The sequence below is a fragment of the Pseudoalteromonas sp. SW0106-04 genome (assembly GCF_001293805.1).
GTDB classification, from domain to species: domain Bacteria; phylum Pseudomonadota; class Gammaproteobacteria; order Enterobacterales; family Alteromonadaceae; genus Pseudoalteromonas; species Pseudoalteromonas ruthenica.
The window spans coordinates 175,782-195,998 of record NZ_BCAI01000004.1; the positions used below are offsets into that span (position 1 = coordinate 175,782).

Sequence of the window (20,217 nt, forward strand, 5' to 3'; positions counted from 1 at the left end):
AACATGAGTACAACACGTAAATATTTTGGCACCGATGGCGTGCGAGGTCAGGTTGGTGAATACCCGATAACGCCAGAATTTGCTCTTAAACTAGGCTGGGCGGCTGGTAAAGTTCTCTCTAAAACGGGAACGAGGAAAGTTATTATCGGCAAAGACACCCGCATTTCCGGTTACTTACTTGAGACCTCTTTAGAGGCCGGGCTTATCGCAGCGGGCATTGATGTCGTCTTACTTGGTCCAATGCCAACACCAGCGGTTGCTTATTTAACGCAAACCTTTAGAGCGGAAGCGGGCATTGTCATAAGTGCTTCACACAACCCTTATCACGATAACGGTATTAAGTTTTTCTCCAGCGATGGCCTTAAACTAGCCGACGATATTGAACTTGAAATAGAAGCCATGCTCGACAGTGATATGACCTGTGTGCCTTCTGAAAAGCTGGGTAAAGCGCGACGTCTGGTAAGTGCAGATGGCCGCTATATTGAATTTTGTAAAGGCCAGTTCCCGCAAGGCCATTCTTTAGAGGGGCTTAAAATAGTCCTCGATTGTGCCAATGGCGCAACCTATCACATTGCGCCTGCAGTTATGCAAGAGCTGGGTGCAGAGGTGATCCCTTATGCTTGTCAGCCGAATGGCTTGAATATAAATGCTGAGTGTGGCGCCACCGATGTATCCGCACTGAAACGCAAAGTGCTTGAAGAGCAGGCCGATGTAGGGATTGCTTATGACGGTGACGGCGATCGGGTGATGATGGTCGACCACAAAGGACAAGTGTTTGATGGCGATGATATCGTTTACATCATTGCCAGCGCACTGCACCATCAAGGAGAGCTTGGTGGTGGCGTGGTAGGTACGGTGATGTCCAACATGGGTCTTGAAAATGCCCTTAAAGAGAAAGGAATAGACTTTGCTCGCTCGAAAGTGGGTGACCGTTATGTGATGGAACTATTAAAGCAAAAAGGGTGGAAAATCGGCGGTGAAAGTTCAGGCCACGTGCTGAACTTAGATTTAATCAGCACCGGTGACGGTATTATTTCCAGCTTACAAGTACTTGCGGCTATGGTCACGACGAACAAAACATTGCGCGATTTAGGGCAAGGGTTTGTTAAATATCCCATGAATATGATTAACGTGCGCTATGCACCGGGTAGTGACCCAACACAAGCAGCCACTGTGCAACAGGTTGTCGCTGAGGTTGAACAGGAACTCGCCGGTAAAGGGCGGGTGCTGCTACGTAAATCGGGTACCGAGCCGGTGGTTCGTGTGATGGTTGAAGCCGAGCATGAAAAACAAGTACTGGATTTAAGTAGTAAAATAGCGCAAGTTGTTGAAAGTGTGAGCAGTTAAACAAGTTTGCATAAATAACTACTTGTAAGTTGAAATGACTCGGGGTACTATCTCGTCCGCTTTCAGACATGGAGTAAAACATGGCATCACGTAAGCCTTTAGTGGCTGGTAATTGGAAGTTAAATGGTTCTCAAACATTGCTTAATGAAATGGCTAATGTTTTAGAAGATATTAATAGCCAAGAAGTCGATGTGGCACTGTTTGTTCCCGCCCTATTAGCAGCAGAAGCTGTGAAATTAGGCTTGCAAACGGGTGTGCAGACTGTGTCTGAATATGAAGCGGGCGCTTACACCGGGGAAACCCAAGCGGCCCTGGCTAAACAGCTAGGTGTCACTTACACCTTAGTTGGGCACTCTGAGCGTCGCCATGTTTTTGGTGAGTCTGACGAAGACGTAGCAAATAAGTTTGCTATGGCGCAACAGCAGGGCCTTATCCCTGTGCTGTGTGTCGGAGAGACCGAGCAGCAACGTGAACAGGGTGAAACAGAATCAGTGATTAGTGCTCAAATTGACGCGGTAATCCAAAAATTAGGTGTGGCTGCATTATCACAATCTGTGATAGCATACGAGCCGGTTTGGGCTATAGGCACAGGTAAAACTGCATCGCCGCAGCAAGCTCAAGACATACACCAGTTTATTCGTGATAAAATTGCCCAGCAAGATCAGGGCCTATCACAAGGCTTACGCATATTGTATGGCGGTAGCGTAAACGAAAAGAATAGTGAAGAATTATTTGCACAACAAGATATAGACGGCGGCCTTATCGGCGGTGCAAGTCTAAAAACAGGCGCTTTTGTCAGCATCTGTGAAAGTGCAAAAGGATAATATTAAATGTACGAAATTCTATTAGTAATTTATTTGATTGTTGCAATTGCACTGGTTGGTTTCGTGCTAATTCAACAAGGTAAAGGCGCTGATATGGGGTCTTCATTTGGTGCAGGTGCATCGGCAACCGTTTTCGGTTCGTCAGGTGCTGGTAACTTTATGACTAAGACAACCACAGTATTAGCAACTATCTTCTTTGTGCTAAGCATCGTGCTAGGTAACCTAACTGCGGGTCAAATTAAAAAGACCGACGAGTGGGAAAACCTAGAATCAGCACCTGCTGCACAGACGGTGACTGAAGAAGCATCTGATGTACCAGTAGAAGAGCCTAAGAGCACGAATCCAGACGTGCCAAACTAAAAAATTAAGCCGTGGTGGTGGAATTGGTAGACACGCCATCTTGAGGGGGTGGTGAGCTATGCTCGTGCGGGTTCAAGTCCCGCCCACGGCACCAAATTAAAAAAGCCAAGCAGATGCTTGGCTTTTTTATTGTAAAGGCCTTGTTAATACTGGCCTTTAGTCATGCTAGGTGGTTGCTAAATATAAACCTTACCTCTATAATAGTCGCCACGAATGAGGTGATGCAGCCGTATCTCTCATGCAGCAGATTTTCAAACAAGGTTGTCTTTACGTTGGCTTTGTTTTATTTGATGTTCGCGCATTCTTAGTAATGCGCGTTTTGCGTTTAGCCAAGGCAACTTTGCTAAACGTCGCAGCGGTTTTTATCGTGCAGATATAGCCCGCAGCCAAGCTTGGCCCTAGGCCGCTCAGAAGATCAGGAGATCTTCGTACTACGAATATCTCCGGTGTGACGCCCCGCTTGGTTCGGGGCGTTGTTGTATCTGTACTTGAAAAATGGGGCTTAAGCCCTTTTTTTGTTTCTATGGAGGAGTTTCGTGACAAAGCTCGAGCAAACATTAACTGACATGTTAACACCGGCAGTTGAAGCCTTAGACTTCGAGCTACTGGGGCTTGAATTTATTCAAGCGGGTCGCCATTCCACATTACGTGTGTATATCGACCATCCAGATGGCATTACTGTGGATAATTGTGCAGATGTAAGTCGACAGGTGAGCGCGATTCTCGATGTAGAAGACCCCATTACCAACGAATACGACTTGGAAGTGTCATCGCCAGGCGTTGATCGTCCACTGTTCAAACCAGAACATTACCAACAAGCAGTGGGTGAAGAAGTACGCTTGCGTACCAAGCTTCCACAAGATGGTCGCCGTAATTTTAAGGGCGACTTAGTAGCAGTTAATGGTGATATGGTCACTATCAACGTTGATAATCAAGAGTTTATGTTGATGATCAGCAACGTTGAGCGTGCCAATATCATCGCCAAATTTTAATTTCAGTGCGAAAGGAATAGGGCAAGCGAGGCAATACCTATGGCAAAAGAAATCCTATTGGTGGCGGAAGCCGTTTCCAATGAAAAAGCGGTCCCCAAAGAGAAAATTTTTGAAGCATTAGAGTTCGCACTAGCGACCGCAACAAAGAAAAAACATGACGGTGATATCGATGTGCGTGTATCTATCGACCGCAAAACCGGTGAATACGATACGTTCCGTCGTTGGCAGGTGGCTGAGGCGCTAGAAGATGGCAGCCTAGAACACCCATACCGCGAGATTACCCTAGAAGCGGCGCAGGTAGAAGAGCCTGAAATCCAGCTTGGTGATTTTGTTGAAGAACAGATTGAATCTATTAAGTTTGACCGTATTACCACGCAAATGGCGAAGCAAGTTATCGTCCAAAAAGTGCGTGAAGCAGAACGCGCCTTAGTGGTTGAAGCGTATAAAGATCAAGAAGGTGAGTTAGTCACTGGCGTGGTGAAAAAAGCCAGCCGCGACGCCATCGTGCTTGATTTAGGCAACAATGCCGAAGCCGTCATTTATCGTGAAGATATGTTACCGCGCGAAAACTTCCGCCCAGGTGACCGTGTTCGTGGTTTACTCTATGCAGTGCGCCCCGAAGCGCGCGGCGCGCAATTGTTCGTCACTCGCTCTAAACCTGAGATGCTGATGGAACTATTCCGCATTGAGGTGCCAGAGATTGGCGAAGAAATGATCGAGCTACGCTCAGCAGCGCGTGACCCAGGTTCACGTGCCAAAATTGCAGTAAAATCGAATGATAAGCGCATTGACCCTGTGGGTGCATGTGTCGGTATGCGAGGTGCGCGTGTGCAAGCTGTCTCTACAGAGCTTGGCGGCGAGCGCGTGGACATCGTGTTATACGATGATAACCCCGCACAATTCGTTATTAATGCGATGGCACCTGCTGAGGTCGCATCCATTGTTATGGACGAAGATTCGCGCTCAATGGATATTGCTGTTGAGGCCGATAATCTCGCACAGGCCATTGGCCGTAACGGACAAAACGTGCGTTTAGCGAGCCAGCTTACTGGTTGGGAACTGAACGTGATGACGGTTGAAGATATGGAATCTAAAAACCGTGAAGAATCAGACAAACTTATCAACCTATTCACTGAAGGGTTGGATATTGACGACGACTTCGCTGAATTATTAATCGGCGAGGGCTTCTCAACGCTTGAAGAAGTGGCCTATGTACCTACTAGCGAGTTCCTAGAAATTGATGGTCTTGATGAAGAGACTGTTGAAGAGCTACGTAACCGCGCTAAAGATGCATTAACAACGAAAGCGTTGAAAGACGAAGAATCGCTAGAAGGTGCTGAGCCAGCTGAAGACTTATTGAATCTTGAAGGACTTGATCGCCACCTTGCCTTTGTCATGGCAAGTAAAGGGGTGATTACTTTAGAAGATCTAGCTGAGCAAGGCATTGATGAACTAGTTGAAATTACCGAGCTTTCCGAGCAGGAAGCGGGCGACCTGATTATGGCCGCGCGTAACGTTTGCTGGTTCGGTGACGAGTAATTTATTAACGGAGGTAACAAAGAATATGGCAGAAGTAAGTGTAGCAAAACTGGCCGAGGACATTGGTACAACTGTTGATAAATTGCTCCAGCAATTAGACAGTGCCGGTATTAAAAAAGGCGCTGACGACCATGTCTCTGAGTCAGAAAAAGCACAACTACTCGATCACTTGTCGAAGCAACACGGCGGTGCGGGTTCAACTGGCCCCGAGCGCATGACCCTGCAGCGTAAGAAGAAAAGTACGCTCAGCGTGACAGGTTCAACGGGTAAGGCGAAAGCCGTACAAGTAGAAGTGCGCAAAAAGCGCACCTACGTGAAAAAGAGCGCGCTAGAGGAGCAGCAGGAGCAAGCTCGTTTAGAAGCAGAGGAGCAAGCGCGTAAAGAGGCCGAGGCAAAGGCCAAAGAAGAAGCAGAGCGTAAGGCCAAAGAAGAAGCCGAACGCAAAGCAAAAGAAGAGGCTGAACGCAAAGCGAAACAAGAAGCTGAGCGTAAGGCTAAAGAAGAAGCGAAGCGTAAAGCTGAAGCACAGCGCAAAGACAGTCATGATTCTGCAAAGGACGAGGAGCAAACTCAGAAAGAACGTGAAGAAGCTGAGCGCTTACAGAAAGAAGCAGAAGAGGCAGCATTGAAGAAAGCCGAAGAAGAAGCGAAACGTCAAGCCGAAGAAGCCCGCCGTCTAGCGGAAGAAAACGAAGCGCGTTGGAAGAAAGAAGAAGAGGAGCGTAAGCGCCGCGAGGAAACAGCGGACCATCACCTCACAACCTCGACCTATGCCCGTGAAGCAGAGGACGAATCAGACGCGCGCGAAGAGAAAAGTGCACGTCGTAAAAAGAAAAAGCCAAAGGGTAAAACCGAGGCTCCAGCTAAGCTTAAAGGCAAGAAAGGTAAGCTCAAAGCGCCTACGTCTTTACAGCATGGCTTTAAAAAGCCGGTAGCGGATAAAAAAGCGGAAGTACGCATTGGTGAAACCATCACCGTTGCTGAGTTGGCATCACGTATGGCGGTGAAAGGCGCTGAAGTGGTGAAAACCATGATGAAGATGGGTGACATGGTAACCATTAACCAAGTTATCGATCAGGAAACAGCACAACTGGTGGCCGAGGAAATGGGTCACAAAGTAGTGATCACCAAAGAAAATGAGCTTGAAGAGCGCGTACTGAGCGATCGCTCTGAAGGCGGTCAGGCTGAATCGCGTGCACCGGTTGTAACCGTAATGGGTCACGTTGACCACGGTAAAACCTCGACGCTTGACTACATCCGTAAAGCCAAAGTGGCATCGGGTGAGGCTGGCGGTATTACCCAGCACATTGGTGCTTACCACGTTGATACCGACAACGGCATGATCACCTTCCTAGATACACCAGGACACGCGGCCTTTACTTCAATGCGTGCACGGGGTGCAAAAGCAACGGATATCGTTATCCTTGTTGTTGCTGCCGACGATGGTGTAATGCCGCAAACCAAAGAAGCAGTACAGCACGCTAAAGCAGCAGAAGTACCGTTGATTGTTGCGGTGAACAAAATCGATAAAGAAGGCGCGGACCCAGATCGCGTTAAGAATGAGCTTGCAGCGTTAGATGTTATCCCAGAAGAGTGGGGCGGCGAAACGCAGTTCGTTCATATCTCAGCGAAAACGGGTGAAGGTGTTGATGAGCTTCTTGAAGCTGTCTTGATGCAGTCAGAAATCCTTGAGCTGACCGCAATTCCTGAAGGTATGGCCTCGGGTGTGGTGATTGAATCACGTCTAGATAAAGGTCGTGGTCCTGTGGCAACCGTTCTTGTTCAAGAAGGTATGCTTAAGCAAGGCGATATCGTTCTTTGTGGTCTTGAATATGGCCGTGTTCGTGCAATGCGCGATGAGAATGGTAAAGAAATCAAAGAAGCGGGCCCGTCAATTCCAGTCGAGATTTTAGGTCTCTCTGGTGTGCCTGCAGCCGGTGACGAAGCCACTGTAGTACGCGATGAGCGTAAAGCGCGTGAAGTAGCGCTTTATCGTCAAGGCAAATTCCGCGAAGTGAAACTTGCTCGTCAGCAAAAAGCGAAACTGGAAAACATGTTTAGCAATATGTCTGAAGGTGACGTGAGCGAAGTGAACATTGTCCTTAAGGCCGACGTTCAAGGTTCTATCGAAGCCATTGCTGATTCACTGACTAAGCTTTCTACTGAAGAAGTTAAAGTGAAAATCGTGGGTAGCGGTGTTGGTGGTATCACCGAGACTGATGCATCACTTGCCGCCGCATCAAATGCGATTGTCGTTGGCTTTAACGTTCGTGCTGACGCCTCAGCGCGTAAAGTGATTGAAAGCGAAAGCATTGACCTGCGTTACTACAGTGTTATCTATGACCTGATTGAGGAAGTGAAGCAAGCCATGACTGGTATGCTACAGCCTGAATTCAAGCAGGAAATCATCGGTCTTGCCGAAGTACGTGATGTATTTAAGGCACCGAAGATTGGCTCTGTCGCTGGGTGTATGGTAACCGAAGGTGTGGTTAAACGTTCTAACCCAATTCGCGTTCTTCGTGATAACGTCGTTATCTATGAAGGTGAGCTTGAGTCGCTACGTCGATTCAAAGATGACGTTCAAGAAGTTCGTAACGGTATGGAATGTGGTATCGGCGTTAAGAACTATAATGACGTTAAGGTCGGTGACCAAATTGAGGTATTCGAAGTCGTTGAAGTACAACGCTCGCTGTAAACCTCACAGTTAGTCATAAAAAGTATGGGGGCCTTGTGCCCCCATTTGTGCATTGTGTAATCAATAGAAGTGGTGGAAATGAGAGAATTTTCTCGCACAGAGCGCGTAGCGCAGCAAATCCAAAAAGAAATTGCCGTGATCATCCAGCGGGAAGTGAAAGACCCGCGTCTCGGCATGGTGACGGTCTCTGCGGTGGAAGTATCCCGTGATTTGTCGTACGCCAAAATTTTTGTCACCGTCTTTAACCAAGATGACGACACTAAAGCGAAACAAAGCATGCGTATTTTGAATGACGCTAGCGGCTACATTCGTTCTTTGTTAGGCAAGCGTATTCGTGCCCGCATTATCCCTGAATTGCGTTTTGTGATCGATAACTCGCTGCTCGAAGGGATGCGTATTTCTAACTTGGTCGATACCGTAATGCGTGAAGATCAAGATAAGCGCAATAACAGCGACGAAGAAGAGTAAGCGCTATGGCCAGACGGACAAAAGGCCGCCCGGTCGATGGCGTATTGTTGGTTAATAAGCCGCAAGGGATCTCCAGTAACCGCGCGTTACAACAAGCAAAAGGTATTTTCTTTGCGCAAAAAGCGGGCCACACTGGCGCGTTAGACCCTCTTGCTACGGGTATGTTACCGGTGTGCTTCGGTGAAGCGACCAAGTTTTCACAGTTTTTACTCGACACCGACAAAACCTATGTGGTTCGGGCTAAACTCGGCGAGCGCACGACCACCTCCGACGCCGATGGTGAAATTGTGCAAACCCGTGCAGTGAATGTCTGTGAAGCGGATTTACGTGAACAGGTTGCCAGTTTTATTGGGGAGTCGGATCAGTATCCGTCGATGTACTCGGCACTGAAATACCAAGGCCAACCACTGTATAAATATGCCCGTGAAGGCATTGAAGTACCGCGTAAATGTCGCCGTATTCATGTTTACAGTTTGACCTTAGATGAGTTCGACAGTGAGCGCAACGAGATACAAATGACCGCGCACGTATCCAAAGGCACCTATATACGTACGATTGTTGATGACTTAGGTGAGCTACTGGGATGTGGTGCCCATGTGATTATGCTTCATCGCTCTAAGGTAGGTCACTATCCGGCAGAAAAAATGGTGACGTTAGAGACGTTGCAGCAGCTACTTGATGATGCTAAAGCCAAAGATATCGCCCCGGCAGAGGTACTCGACCCCTTGTTGTTGCCCATGGATACTGCGGTGCAAGATTTACCAAGCATTGAGCTTGACGAACAACAGGCCACTGCCTTTGCCCACGGGCAAACTGTGGTTGTCACCGAGCCGGTTGCGCCGGTATGTGCGGTGCGCTGCAAAACACGCTTTCTAGGCGTTGGTGAGCGTAACCAACACGGCCACTTAAAGGCCAAACGTGCTGTAGCAATTAACAGCTAGGGAAGCGGCGCACCCTATAAAGCGCTTGTAGTTCTCGCGTAAATTGTTAAAATAGCTCGCTCATTTGGTGGGGCTGGATTAGTGATCGGCTCTTACCGTATTAAAACACTCATTTTTTGGAGTTATTTATGTCACTAAGCAACCAAGAAAAAGCAGATATCATCGCAAAATTCGCACGCGCTGAAGGCGACACAGGTTCACCTGAAGTACAAGTAGCTTTGCTAACTCACGATATCAACAAGCTTCAAGGCCACTTTGCTAACCACAAGCAAGACAACCACTCACGTCGTGGTCTGCTTCGCAAAGTAAGCCAACGCCGTAACTTGCTTAACTACCTAAAAGGTAAAAGCATCGAGCGTTACACTGCACTAATTCAAGAACTTGGCCTACGTCGCTAATTCTTTGAAATCAGTTTACAAAAAGGGGCTATCTAGCCCCTTTTTTTGTGTGCTTTTGGCGAGTATACTAGGCCCTGTCTAAGTCGGTAGGGCAATGTATGGCCGTCGGCTAAGATGGCACCATATTGCCAATTGTAGTAAATAAAGGCATTCCAGCGTGAGTGTGGTTATTTACTGTAATTGGTAAGGTGCTTGAGAAAACCAAACTTTAGTCTGCTTAGGATGATTAAGTAGGGCTAAATGCAACTTAAAGGAAATAATTAAGTGCAACCAATTATTAAAGAATTTCAATACGGTGAACACACTGTAACGCTAGAAACGGGTGCTATTGCGCGTCAAGCAGACGGTGCCGTACTTGCTAGCATTGGCGACACCTCGGTACTTGTGACTGTGGTTGGTAAGCGTGAAGCAAACCCAGGTCAAGACTTCTTCCCTCTGACTGTTAACTACATTGAAAAAATGTACGCAGCGGGTCGTATCCCAGGTGGTTTCTTGAAGCGTGAAGGTCGTCCATCAGACGGCGAGACACTGATCGCGCGCTTGATTGACCGTCCAATCCGTCCACTGTTCCCTGATGGCTTTGTGAACGAAGTGCAAGTTATCGCAACCGTTGTTTCAGTAGACCCTGAAATTCAACCAGATATCGTAGCGCTGATTGGTACTTCAGCGGCGCTTGCGCTTTCGGGTATTCCATTCAATGGTCCAATCGGTGCGTCTCGTGTCGGCTTTATCGACGGTCAATATGTCCTTAACCCAACACTTACTGAGCTAAACGAAAGTAAGCTAGACCTTGTTGTTGCTGGTACTGACAACGCGGTACTGATGGTTGAGTCGGAAGCTGAAACATTGCCAGAAGACGTGATGCTAGGCGCCGTGGTTTACGGTCATGAGCAGTCACAAGCCATTATTACTGCGATTAACGAATTTGCTAGCGAAGCGGGCAAGCCTGTATGGGATTGGACCGCGCCAGCGAAAGACGAGTCGCTAGCTGAGAAAGTGGCTGCCATCGCGGAAGCGAAAATCGGTGAAGCGTATCACATCACTGACAAGGTAGCGCGTAAAGATGCGCTAAGCGCAGCAAAAGCGGAAGTAATCGAGAAGCTTAGCGCTGAGTTGGGTGAAGACGAAAGCTTAGATGAGCAAGAAGTATCGGGTGTATTCGGTTCACTTGAGAAGAAAATCGTACGTGGGCGCATCATTGCCGGTGAAAAACGTATTGATGGCCGTACTCCTGAGATGATCCGTGCTCTAGATGTTAAAACCGGTGTGCTTGCACGTACGCACGGCAGCGCTATCTTCACCCGTGGTGAAACTCAGGCACTTGTTACCGCAACGCTTGGTACAGAACGTGACGCACAGATGATTGATGCCATTACGGGTACCTCAACTAACCGCTTCATGTTGCACTACAACTTCCCTCCATTCTGTGTTGGCGAAACAGGCTTTGTAGGTTCACCTAAGCGTCGTGAAATTGGCCATGGTAACCTTGCGAAGCGTGGTATTGCGGCTGTTCTTCCTACGCTTGAAGAATTCCCTTACTCAATCCGTGTAGTATCAGAAATCACTGAATCGAACGGTTCATCTTCAATGGCCTCGGTATGTGGTACTTCGTTGGCGCTAATGAATGCCGGTGTACCAACTAAGGCGTCTGTAGCGGGTATTGCTATGGGTCTTGTTAAAGAAGGCGACAACTTTGTTGTTCTTTCTGACATCTTAGGTGACGAAGACCACCTAGGTGACATGGACTTTAAAGTAGCCGGTACTTCTGAAGGTATCACTGCATTGCAAATGGATATCAAGATTGAAGGTATCACTAAAGAAATCATGCAAATTGCGCTTAACCAAGCACAAGCTGCCCGTTTGCATATTCTTGGCGTGATGGATGAAGCCATTTCTTCACCAGCAGCTGAGCTTTCAGATTACGCACCACGCATTTACACGGTGAACATTCCACCGAAGAAAATTGCTGACGTAATTGGTAAAGGCGGTGCAACAATCCGTGCGTTAACTGAAGAAACTGGCACTACTATCGAAATCGATGATGACGGTACGGTTAAGATCGCAGCCACTGATGGTGAAAGCGCACGCGCTGCAATCGCTCGCGTAGAGCAGTTAACAGCAGAGCTTGAAGTAGGCACTATCTACGAAGGTAAAGTAGTTCGTATCGTCGACTTCGGTGCGTTTGTTAATGTATTGCCAGGCAAAGATGGTTTGGTACACATTTCACAAATCAGCGAAGAGCGTGTTAATAACGTGACTGATCACCTTAGCGTTGGTCAAGAAGTTAAAGTTAAGGTACTAGAAGTAGACCGCCAAGGCCGCGTTCGCTTGAGTATCAAAGAAGCGCAAGAAAAACCAGCTGCAAACGCAGAAGAGTCAAAAAGCGCTGAATAAGCATTAATCTGATGTAAAAGGGGGCTGTTTAGCCCCCTTTTTTGTGGTTTAATGAAAATCTATAGCCGTTGAATATAGGTGCAGGACGTTGAGAAAACCCATTTCGCTCATTATTGCAGGCGCACTAGCCGCTGTGTTGGCTGGTTGCCAATCCACTTCCCAAGAGCCTCAGTATTTAGTTGCAGTGCCATTTACAGCGCCTCTGCCCAGTGATTTTCGCAGCGAAATTGCCATTGCTCGTTATACCGAGCTCATTGAGCAAGCTGAACTTCCTAATGAGCAACAAGCGCAGCTTTATTATGACCGAGGCGTACTGTTTGATAGCTTAGGGCTCAGTACCTTGGCGCGCATTGACTTTAACCGCGCGGTAAAACTTAAGCCTGATTTAGCCGAGGTCTATAACTTCCTAGGCATTCATCACACCCTAATGCAGCAATACGGCAAAGCTTACGAAATGTTCGACTCGGTATTGGAGCTTAACGCTGAGCATGAATATGCATACTTAAACCGAGGCATCGCCCTTTATTATGGCGAGCGCCCTAAACTGGCCAGTGACGACTTACAAGCCTTTTTAGATTTTGCGCCAGACGATCCCTACCGTGTGCTGTGGCTTTATTTAGCGCAAAGTGCAAACGACGCGCAACAAGCAAAAGCCAATTTAGCTAAAATGGCGCAAGCGTTAGACCCACAGAATTGGGCCTATCAGTTGGTCGCTTATTACAATGGCGATATTGATGAAAAAGCTCTGTTAAACACCTTGAGCGAGGGCGTCGAGTCGCACCAAGAGTATGCTGAGCGATTGTGTGAGGCGTATTTCTATATTGCCAAGCGTCACCAAGCTGAAGGCAATACGGCCTTGGCCAGTGACTACTTTAAATTGGCGTTATCGACTAATGTGTACGAGTTTGTTGAATATAAGTACGCCCGTTTGGAGCTGAGCTTAATGGCAGGCGAGGGTGCGCACTAGTGTGATTATACTGCTGGCACTACTACTTTGTGCCAGCAGCAGTTTCTCCCCTCATTTAGCTTCCCATCTAGCTGCAAACTCTGCCAGTTACCTAGGTTATTGGCATCGCTATCAGCCACACAGTATCGACTATCAATCACTTAATCAGGTACAGCTGCGAGTGTTGGCAGGGCAGAGTGTGGCGCCAGCGCAACTGGCCCTGGCCGTCAAGTTACTCAATGACCACCGTATAGAGGATGCTACGCCGTATTGGCAGGCGGCGTTATCACATCAAAACGACACCCAAGCTGTGCAGTGGCAGCAACTTACCAAGCGGCTACTCCTTAATGAGCAATGGCACTCGCTCACGACCATCTCACAACATCGTGCGCTTAGTGAGGAGGTTGCTCAGCCTCTACTGATGCACCAAGGTGTGGCGCCCAGTCGAATTACCGCTGACTATGCGCAGCATCATGATTTTGAAGTGCGCTTAGGAGCAATTGAGGCACGCCAATGTGATTACAATATTTTATTATTGGCAGATCACGCGCAAGGCATTGAGAGGTTAAAACAATTGCGTGAACGATACCTCGCAAAAGCAGAGCCGCAGCTGGGGCTGATGTGTTTATCTAAGCCTGTTTACATGGGCAGTCAGCTTGCTTGCACGTCGGGTAGGGGGGGCTATGCGCGCTGCAATTGGCAGCCCTTGGCAGAGCAGCCATCACGACTACCCTCGGGGTTTGATTTCATTGTTATGATGACCAAGCAGGGGCGCGCCAATGTCCAAGCAGGAGTCATGCAATTAAGCACAGAGGCGCCTTATCATGTGTTTTTACACGAACTCATGCACTTTGCCGGGTTCACGGATGAATATCCGGGGCCTGAGGCACAACAACACGCATGCACAGACAAAGGGCAAATCTATGCTAACCTTTATGTCGATGATATAAGGCCTTCTGGTTGGTATAAAAGCGATTTTTGCAACAATGGACGTGGCTATAAACCCACTGAGCAAATCAGCATTATGCAACACTCAGAGGTTGGCTTATCGCCTTTGTATCGTCGCCTTTGGGTGAAACAATTGCGCCAACACAGCGATGAATTACTGCGCTATCAAGATTATTTTCATCGCCTAAGTGCGCTACCAATCTGGCTACAACGCCACCCACTTGCCACCCATGGAGCAGGTGAAGGCCGTACAACTATTAACCAAGCTGACAACTAGATTTGTAAGCAAGGTTAGTGAGGTGTTAATCTCAGCCCAAGTTTTAGGCGAATAGCCGCATCTAGGCTAGACAAAGAGTGAGCACAACAGTATAACTGACTAATTATTAATGTTTAATTGGCGCTATACTAACCCTAGTTGAGGAACTTAGCACACGGAAGCAAACCCGATGCTGGAGTTGATTATAAGAAGGTTGTTTGAAGGTTCAGCGACCATAATAAAGGTTCACAAACTATGACTTTGCTGTGGATACCCCTGTTATCCCTTATAGGCAGTTTACTTGCGAGTTTTACTGGTAAATTATCGCGCAATCAAAGTGCGATTATCACCGCAATAATGCCCATTTTAGGCTTAGCCCTAGTATTGAGTTTAGCCCCCGATGTGTTGGCGGGTGAAACCCTCTATTCCAGCTTACCCTGGATACCTGAATTAGGCGTGAACTTGTCTTTCCGTCTGGACGGGTTAGCCCTGCTGTTTTGCTTGCTGATCCTGTGTATCGGTTTGCTGGTTATTCTTTATGCTCGCTACTACCTTAGTGAGAATGACTCCATGCCTAAGCTTTATGCCTACTTAATGCTGTTTATGACAGCCATGCTAGGCATTGTCACGGCGAATAATATTATTCAAATGTGGTTCTTCTGGGAGCTCACCAGTATTAGCTCGTTTTTATTGATCAGCTACTGGTCCCATAAACCTGAAGCACGTAAAGGCGCACGTATGGCATTGGCTATTACCGGCGCTGGCGGTCTGGCCCTGTTGGCGGGCTTAGTGCTCATTGGCCAGTTAGTGGGCAGTTACGAGCTTGACGTTATTCTACAAAGTGCCGAGGTGATCAAGTCATCGTCCTGGTATCCGGTTATCTTGGTGTTGGTGTTGCTAGGGGCGTTTACCAAATCTGCGCAGTTTCCCTTTCACTTTTGGTTGCCGCACGCGATGGCGGCACCTACGCCAGTCAGCGCCTACTTACATTCGGCAACGATGGTTAAAGCCGGAATTTTTCTGTTAGCCCGCTTTTATCCCGCACTGGCAGGCACCGAGCTATGGTTCATTATTGTTGGTGTAACCGGCCTGACAACCTTGTTAGTAGGTGCTTACATTGCTTTATTCAAACACGACTTAAAGGGCTTGTTGGCATACTCGACCATCAGTCATTTGGGTCTTATTACCTTGCTCCTGGGCCTGGATACGCAGCTGGCGACAGTTGCGGCGATTTTCCACATTATTAATCACGCTATTTTTAAAGCATCACTGTTTATGGCTACCGGGATTATCGATCATGAAACCGGTACCCGAGATATGCGAAAATTAAACGGTATGTGGCGCTATATGCCCTATACCGCAACCTTAGCAATGGTGGCGGCGGCGTCCATGGCCGGTGTGCCGCTTCTGAACGGCTTTTTATCAAAAGAGATGTTCTTTGCTGAGACTTTACACCAGCAAATGCTGGGGTCCATGTCATGGTTAATTCCGGTGTTGGCGACGGTAGCCGGGGCGTTGTCAGTGGCTTATTCGGCGCGTTTTATTCACGATGTATTTTTCAATGGTGAGCCCAAAGACCTGCCTAAGGATCCTCATGAAGCGCCGCGTTATATGCGCGTGCCCATTGAAGTGTTGGTTGCCATGTGTGTGCTTGTAGGTTTGTTCCCAGCCTTTGTGGTGGACCCTATTTTATCGGTTGCTTCCAATGCAGTTTTAGCTGGTGATGCACCGGATTACAAACTGGCTATTTGGCACGGTTTTAACCTACCGCTATTTATGAGTGCGGTGGCAGTTGCCGGTGGTTTGTTTATCTATTCTCAACGCAAATATTTGTTCCAGTTCCAAGCCTCGCTACCCAGTGTTAATGCGAAAAGGGCATTCGACGCCGGTATCCAACAGGTGATGACTTGGTCACGTGAGCAAGTTCTGCGTATTGAAAATGGCTCTTTGCAGCGCTATGTCTTTATTTTATTGCTTTCGGCACTGGTTCTTGCCGGTCTGCCATTATTTGAAATGCATACGCTGGCTGGGTCTAAAGGCCTGAGCGATATTGATGCTCATAATGCCATTGGCGCGGCTTTGCTCATGATTGGTGCACTTGCCACCTTGGTATGGCACCGCTCGCGTATGGTGGCCCTTATCATGATTTCGGTGGTGGGGTTGATGACCTCAGTGGCCTTCAGTCGTTTCTCTGCGCCTGACTTGGCCCTCACTCAGCTTACTGTGGAAGTAGTCACGGTGATGCTATTGATGTTAGCGCTGTTTTTCTTACCGCAACGCACGCCAAAGGAATCAAGCTCCATTCGTATCTTGCGAGATTTAGGGATCAGTAGTGCCATTGGCATCGTTATCGGCAGTATTTGTTATGCGGTGCTCACACGCCCACACGAGAGCATCTCGCAATTCTTTGTTGCCAATGCCAAAACGGGTGGCGGCGGTACCAACGTTGTCAACGTTATCCTCGTAGACTTCCGTGGCTTTGATACTCTCGGTGAAATTACTGTACTGGGTATCGCAGCGCTGGGTATCTACAAGTTATTACTTAATCTGCCATTGTTTATGCCAGCATCAGACAGTGAAGGGCGCCCTTGGGCTCGCGAACGTCACCCGCTATTGTTGGCGAGTATCTCGCAAAGTTTGCTGCCGCTGGCCATTATGGTGTCTGTGTATATTTTCTTGCGTGGTCACAACTTACCGGGTGGTGGTTTTATAGCTGGCTTGGTCACTTCCATCGCCTTTATCTTGCAATACATGGCCAATGGTTCGAATTGGATACGTGCGCGCATGGATATCAATTATCGCAAGGTGATAGCCTCAGGGTTAGCCATTGCTACACTGACGGGCATGGGAAGCTGGCTGTTTGGGCGTAACTTCCTAACCAGCTGGTTTGATTATTTTGATATTCCGTTGGTGGGCAAAACCGAGCTTGCCAGCGCAATGATTTTCGACCTAGGGGTCTATCTCACTGTGGTAGGTGCCACTTTGATGATTTTGGCAAGCCTAGGTAAATTGACAGCAGAAACACCGAAAGAAAAGGTCAACCTCTAATGGAACTCTTATATGCAAGCTGTGTAGGTCTATTAGTGGCCTGCGGAGTGTATCTTATTTTACGAGCGCGCACTTTCCCTGTGGTGCTCGGGCTTACCATGCTCTCTTACGCGGTGAACCTATTTTTGTTCTCCTCAGGGCGTCTACAAATCAATAAGGCGCCAGTGTTGGGTCAGTCTACAGGGTATGCCGATCCGCTGCCTCAGGCGTTAGTATTGACCGCCATAGTGATTGGTTTTGCTATGACCGCGTTTGTAGTGATCTTGGCTATTCGTGGTCGCGCGGACTTAGGTAATGACCACGTGGATGGTCAACCGCGCTCGAAAAAGGGGTCATAGTTGATGCAGCATTTGATCACTTTACCTATCCTACTGCCTTTACTTGCGGGGATTATTTTACTGCTCCCGCCTTGTGGTAAAAACCTCATTATTCGCCGCTGGACAGCGATGTTTATGGCATTGCTTACGTTAATAGCGAGCACGGTATTATTGCAGCAACTGCTGCAAGGCGGACCGATTGTGTATGCGATTGGTACTTGGCAGCCACCATTTGGCATCGTTTTATACGCCGATCCGTTGGCGGTGCTACTGACTATCCTAACAAGTTTCCTAACCTTGGTTACCACCATTTACGCCAGTCGCGGTGATGATAAAAAAGGCAGCTTCTATCATCCACTTACGCACTTCTTGCTTATGGGTGTGAATGGTGCCTTCTTAACCGGGGATTTATTTAACCTGTTCGTCTTTTTTGAAGTGCTACTGATTGCTTCCTATGCCTTGCTAATGCATAAAACGGATAAACAGACCACCAAAGCCGCGCTGCACTACGTGGTGCTTAACTTAGTGGGCTCGAGTATCTTCCTCATTGCCTTAGGGATTCTTTATGGGGTACTCGGTACGCTGAATATGGCGGACTTAGCCACTAAAGTAGCTCAGCTACAGGGCGATGATATTTACTTGGCTAAAATAGGTGGTTTGTTGCTGCTTATTGTCTTCGCCCTGAAGGCCGCCTTATTGCCATTACATTTGTGGTTAGCGGCAACTTATAGCCGTGCAATGCCTGCGGTAGCAGCGCAATTTGCGGTTATGACCAAGGTCGGTATTTACGCCATGATGCGCGTGTTCACCATGATCTTCGGTGATAATGCTGGCGAGCTCAGCGGTATGGCCACCACTTGGTTATGGCCTCTAGCGCTGGTCACCTTAGTGGTTGGGGCTGTTGGCGTGTTAGCTTCGGAAGATTTACGTCGGCTAACGGCAAATTTAGTCATTGTTTCGGTGGGCACCTTAGTGGCCATGGTGGCTCTGAATAATGAGCAGGCCACGGCTGTGGCAATCTATTATTTACTGCACTCAACAGTGGGCTGTGCGGCAATGTTCTTAGTCGCGGACTTGATTGGCTTACAGCGTGGTAAAGTGCAAGATAGGCTGGTGAATAGCCGCAGTGTTGCCGAGCCTAAGCTACTCGGTATCTGCTTTGTGCTGTGCGCCATTGCCTTGGCCGGTTTGCCACCACTTTCTGGCTTTATCGCTAAATTATGGTTACTGGATGCGGCTTGGGAAAGCAACGTTGCCTGGGTGTTCTGGCCCATATACCTGATTGTCAGTTTGGCAACCCTTGTGGCTTTGTCGCGAGCTGGAACGAGCCTATTTTGGCATGACAACCCACAGCAAGATGAACAATTTGAAGATGCCGTATACGCTGGCAAACGCCGAAGCTTCGCGGTGCTATTGATGCTTGCAGTGCCAGTACTAATGACAGTGTTCGCTGCACCACTGACCGAAGTGAGCCAGCATGCAGCAGCAACATTGCATAATACTCAAGTCGCAGTTGATACTGTCTTTGCGTTGGCTAAGGGGCAATAAATGCGTTTACAAGCAAAATATAAGTGGTTACCCACCCCGTTTCGCACCATATTATTGTTTGCGGTTTGGCTGTTGCTTAACAACAGCGTATCGCCGGGCCATTTAATTTTAGGGGCGGTACTGGCTATTGTTATTCCGCTGTCTATCGCACCATTTCGCAAGCCTCAGCCGTTAATATTGCGCCCCGGCTTGGCATTCAAGCAGCTGCTTATCGTGCTGTGGGACATTATCACTGCGAATGTTGAAGTAGCGATAAAAATACTGGGCCCAAGCAAGCGTTTGCGTCCTGGGTTTATTAAAGTGCCGTTAGATTTGAAACATGATTTACCTATCACTATGCTTGCGAGCACTGTGTCGTTAACTCCCGGCACGGTCAGCGCTGAGGTGTATCCGATCCCAGAGTCTCTGCCACAAGGACAAGAGCCTGAACAACGCTTCTTGCTGATCCATGTGCTTGATATGGGAGACGAACAGGAGCTGATTAACTCCATTAAAAGCCGTTACGAAGCGCCGTTGAAGGAGATTTTTCAATGTTAGAACATGTTTTACTTATCGTGTTTGCGATGATTGGCGTGTCACTGGTGCTCAATTTGTGGCGCTTGATTGTCGGCCCTTCTATCCCTGATCGTATCTTGGCACTCGATACCATGTACATTAATACCATCGCGTTGATTATTTTGTATGGTATCGGTATGCAAACACAGATTTACTTTGAAGCTGCGCTGCTTATTGCCATGCTTGGTTTTGTCAGCACTGTCGCAGTATGTAAATATTTACTACGTGGCGATATCATTGAGTAGGAGAGGGTATGTTTGAGTGGATAATTGCCGCGTTCTTACTTGCTGGCGGCGCGTTTATTTTAATTGGTTCTATTGGTCTGGTAAAAATGCCGGATTTCTTTATGCGTTTACATGGCCCAACGAAGGCCACCACCTTAGGGATGGCATCGCTACTTATTGCCGCCAATGTTTACTTTAGTGTTACCAATGGTGAAGTGAACATCAAAGAGATTCTTATTTCTATATTTTTGCTGATCACCGCCCCCATCACAGGTTATATGCTTATCAAATCGGCTATTCACCACGATTTAAAAGCGAGAGAAGATACCAAAGGGTTGGATAAAATAGAAGACGACTAAGTAACAATATGAGCAATGAAAACGGGGCGAAAAACGCCCCGTTGTTATATCGACGCTT

The 20,217-nt window shown here is 47.8% G+C and carries 18 protein-coding genes and 1 tRNA gene; all 19 read left to right on the forward strand.

Translation table 11 applies throughout. The features are described 5' to 3' along the window. Positions 1 to 3: 3 nt before the first annotated feature. A complete protein-coding gene (glmM, locus tag W04_RS07185; RefSeq protein WP_053910335.1) occupies positions 4 to 1,347 on the forward strand; it encodes a phosphoglucosamine mutase in 1,344 nt (447 codons plus the stop codon). A gap of 80 nt (positions 1,348 to 1,427) precedes the next feature. Then, positions 1,428 to 2,171, forward strand: coding sequence for a triose-phosphate isomerase (gene tpiA, locus W04_RS07190; protein WP_053910336.1), 744 nt, complete (start codon positions 1,428 to 1,430; stop codon positions 2,169 to 2,171). A gap of 6 nt (positions 2,172 to 2,177) precedes the next feature. After that, on the forward strand, positions 2,178 to 2,531 hold the full coding sequence (secG, locus tag W04_RS07195; RefSeq protein WP_053910337.1) for a preprotein translocase subunit SecG: 354 nt from the start codon (positions 2,178 to 2,180) through the stop codon (positions 2,529 to 2,531). 8 nt (positions 2,532 to 2,539) lie between these two features. Next, positions 2,540 to 2,625 (forward strand) — tRNA-Leu (locus tag W04_RS07200). A gap of 442 nt (positions 2,626 to 3,067) precedes the next feature. Beyond that, a complete protein-coding gene (rimP, locus tag W04_RS07205) occupies positions 3,068 to 3,523 on the forward strand; it encodes a ribosome maturation factor RimP (protein WP_022945699.1) in 456 nt (151 codons plus the stop codon). Positions 3,524 to 3,562: 39 nt separating this feature from the next. Further along, entirely contained in the window at positions 3,563 to 5,062 is a 1,500-nt protein-coding gene (gene nusA / locus W04_RS07210; protein WP_022945698.1) for a transcription termination factor NusA, read from the forward strand. Between the two features lie 25 nt (positions 5,063 to 5,087). Further along, entirely contained in the window at positions 5,088 to 7,757 is a 2,670-nt protein-coding gene (gene infB / locus W04_RS07215; protein WP_053910338.1) for a translation initiation factor IF-2, read from the forward strand. 78 nt (positions 7,758 to 7,835) lie between these two features. After that, a complete protein-coding gene (gene rbfA, locus W04_RS07220; RefSeq protein WP_022945696.1) occupies positions 7,836 to 8,225 on the forward strand; it encodes a 30S ribosome-binding factor RbfA in 390 nt (129 codons plus the stop codon). Positions 8,226 to 8,230: 5 nt separating this feature from the next. After that, positions 8,231 to 9,166: a tRNA pseudouridine(55) synthase TruB gene (gene truB / locus W04_RS07225; protein ID WP_053910339.1), complete on the forward strand. Its 936-nt coding sequence runs from the start codon at positions 8,231 to 8,233 to the stop codon at positions 9,164 to 9,166. 128 nt (positions 9,167 to 9,294) lie between these two features. Then, positions 9,295 to 9,564: a 30S ribosomal protein S15 gene (gene rpsO / locus W04_RS07230; protein ID WP_026111212.1), complete on the forward strand. Its 270-nt coding sequence runs from the start codon at positions 9,295 to 9,297 to the stop codon at positions 9,562 to 9,564. A gap of 264 nt (positions 9,565 to 9,828) precedes the next feature. Continuing rightward, positions 9,829 to 11,958 (forward strand): polyribonucleotide nucleotidyltransferase, encoded by a 2,130-nt coding sequence (pnp, locus tag W04_RS07235; RefSeq protein WP_053910340.1) that lies wholly within the window; start codon positions 9,829 to 9,831, stop codon positions 11,956 to 11,958. Between the two features lie 88 nt (positions 11,959 to 12,046). Then, positions 12,047 to 12,925, forward strand: a complete 879-nt coding sequence (gene nlpI / locus W04_RS07240) for a lipoprotein NlpI (protein WP_022945693.1) — start codon at positions 12,047 to 12,049, stop codon at positions 12,923 to 12,925. Position 12,926: 1 nt separating this feature from the next. Next, positions 12,927 to 14,129, forward strand: a complete 1,203-nt coding sequence (locus W04_RS07245; protein ID WP_053910341.1) for a hypothetical protein — start codon at positions 12,927 to 12,929, stop codon at positions 14,127 to 14,129. Between the two features lie 234 nt (positions 14,130 to 14,363). After that, entirely contained in the window at positions 14,364 to 17,156 is a 2,793-nt protein-coding gene (locus W04_RS07250) for a monovalent cation/H+ antiporter subunit A (protein WP_022945691.1), read from the forward strand. Further along, the gene (locus W04_RS07255; protein WP_053910342.1) at positions 17,156 to 17,494 is read left to right on the forward strand and encodes a Na+/H+ antiporter subunit C; all 339 of its coding nucleotides are present in this window, start codon (positions 17,156 to 17,158) and stop codon (positions 17,492 to 17,494) included. The genes W04_RS07250 and W04_RS07255 overlap by 1 nt, the downstream gene beginning before the upstream one ends. After that, entirely contained in the window at positions 17,495 to 19,021 is a 1,527-nt protein-coding gene (locus W04_RS07260) for a monovalent cation/H+ antiporter subunit D (protein WP_053910343.1), read from the forward strand. Further along, entirely contained in the window at positions 19,022 to 19,558 is a 537-nt protein-coding gene (locus tag W04_RS07265) for a Na+/H+ antiporter subunit E (RefSeq protein WP_022945688.1), read from the forward strand. After that, the gene (locus W04_RS07270; RefSeq protein WP_022945687.1) at positions 19,552 to 19,821 is read left to right on the forward strand and encodes a K+/H+ antiporter subunit F; all 270 of its coding nucleotides are present in this window, start codon (positions 19,552 to 19,554) and stop codon (positions 19,819 to 19,821) included. The genes W04_RS07265 and W04_RS07270 overlap by 7 nt, the downstream gene beginning before the upstream one ends. An 8-nt stretch (positions 19,822 to 19,829) precedes the next feature. Beyond that, positions 19,830 to 20,159, forward strand: coding sequence for a Na+/H+ antiporter subunit G (locus W04_RS07275; RefSeq protein ID WP_022945686.1), 330 nt, complete (start codon positions 19,830 to 19,832; stop codon positions 20,157 to 20,159). The last annotated feature ends 58 nt before the right edge of the window (positions 20,160 to 20,217 follow it).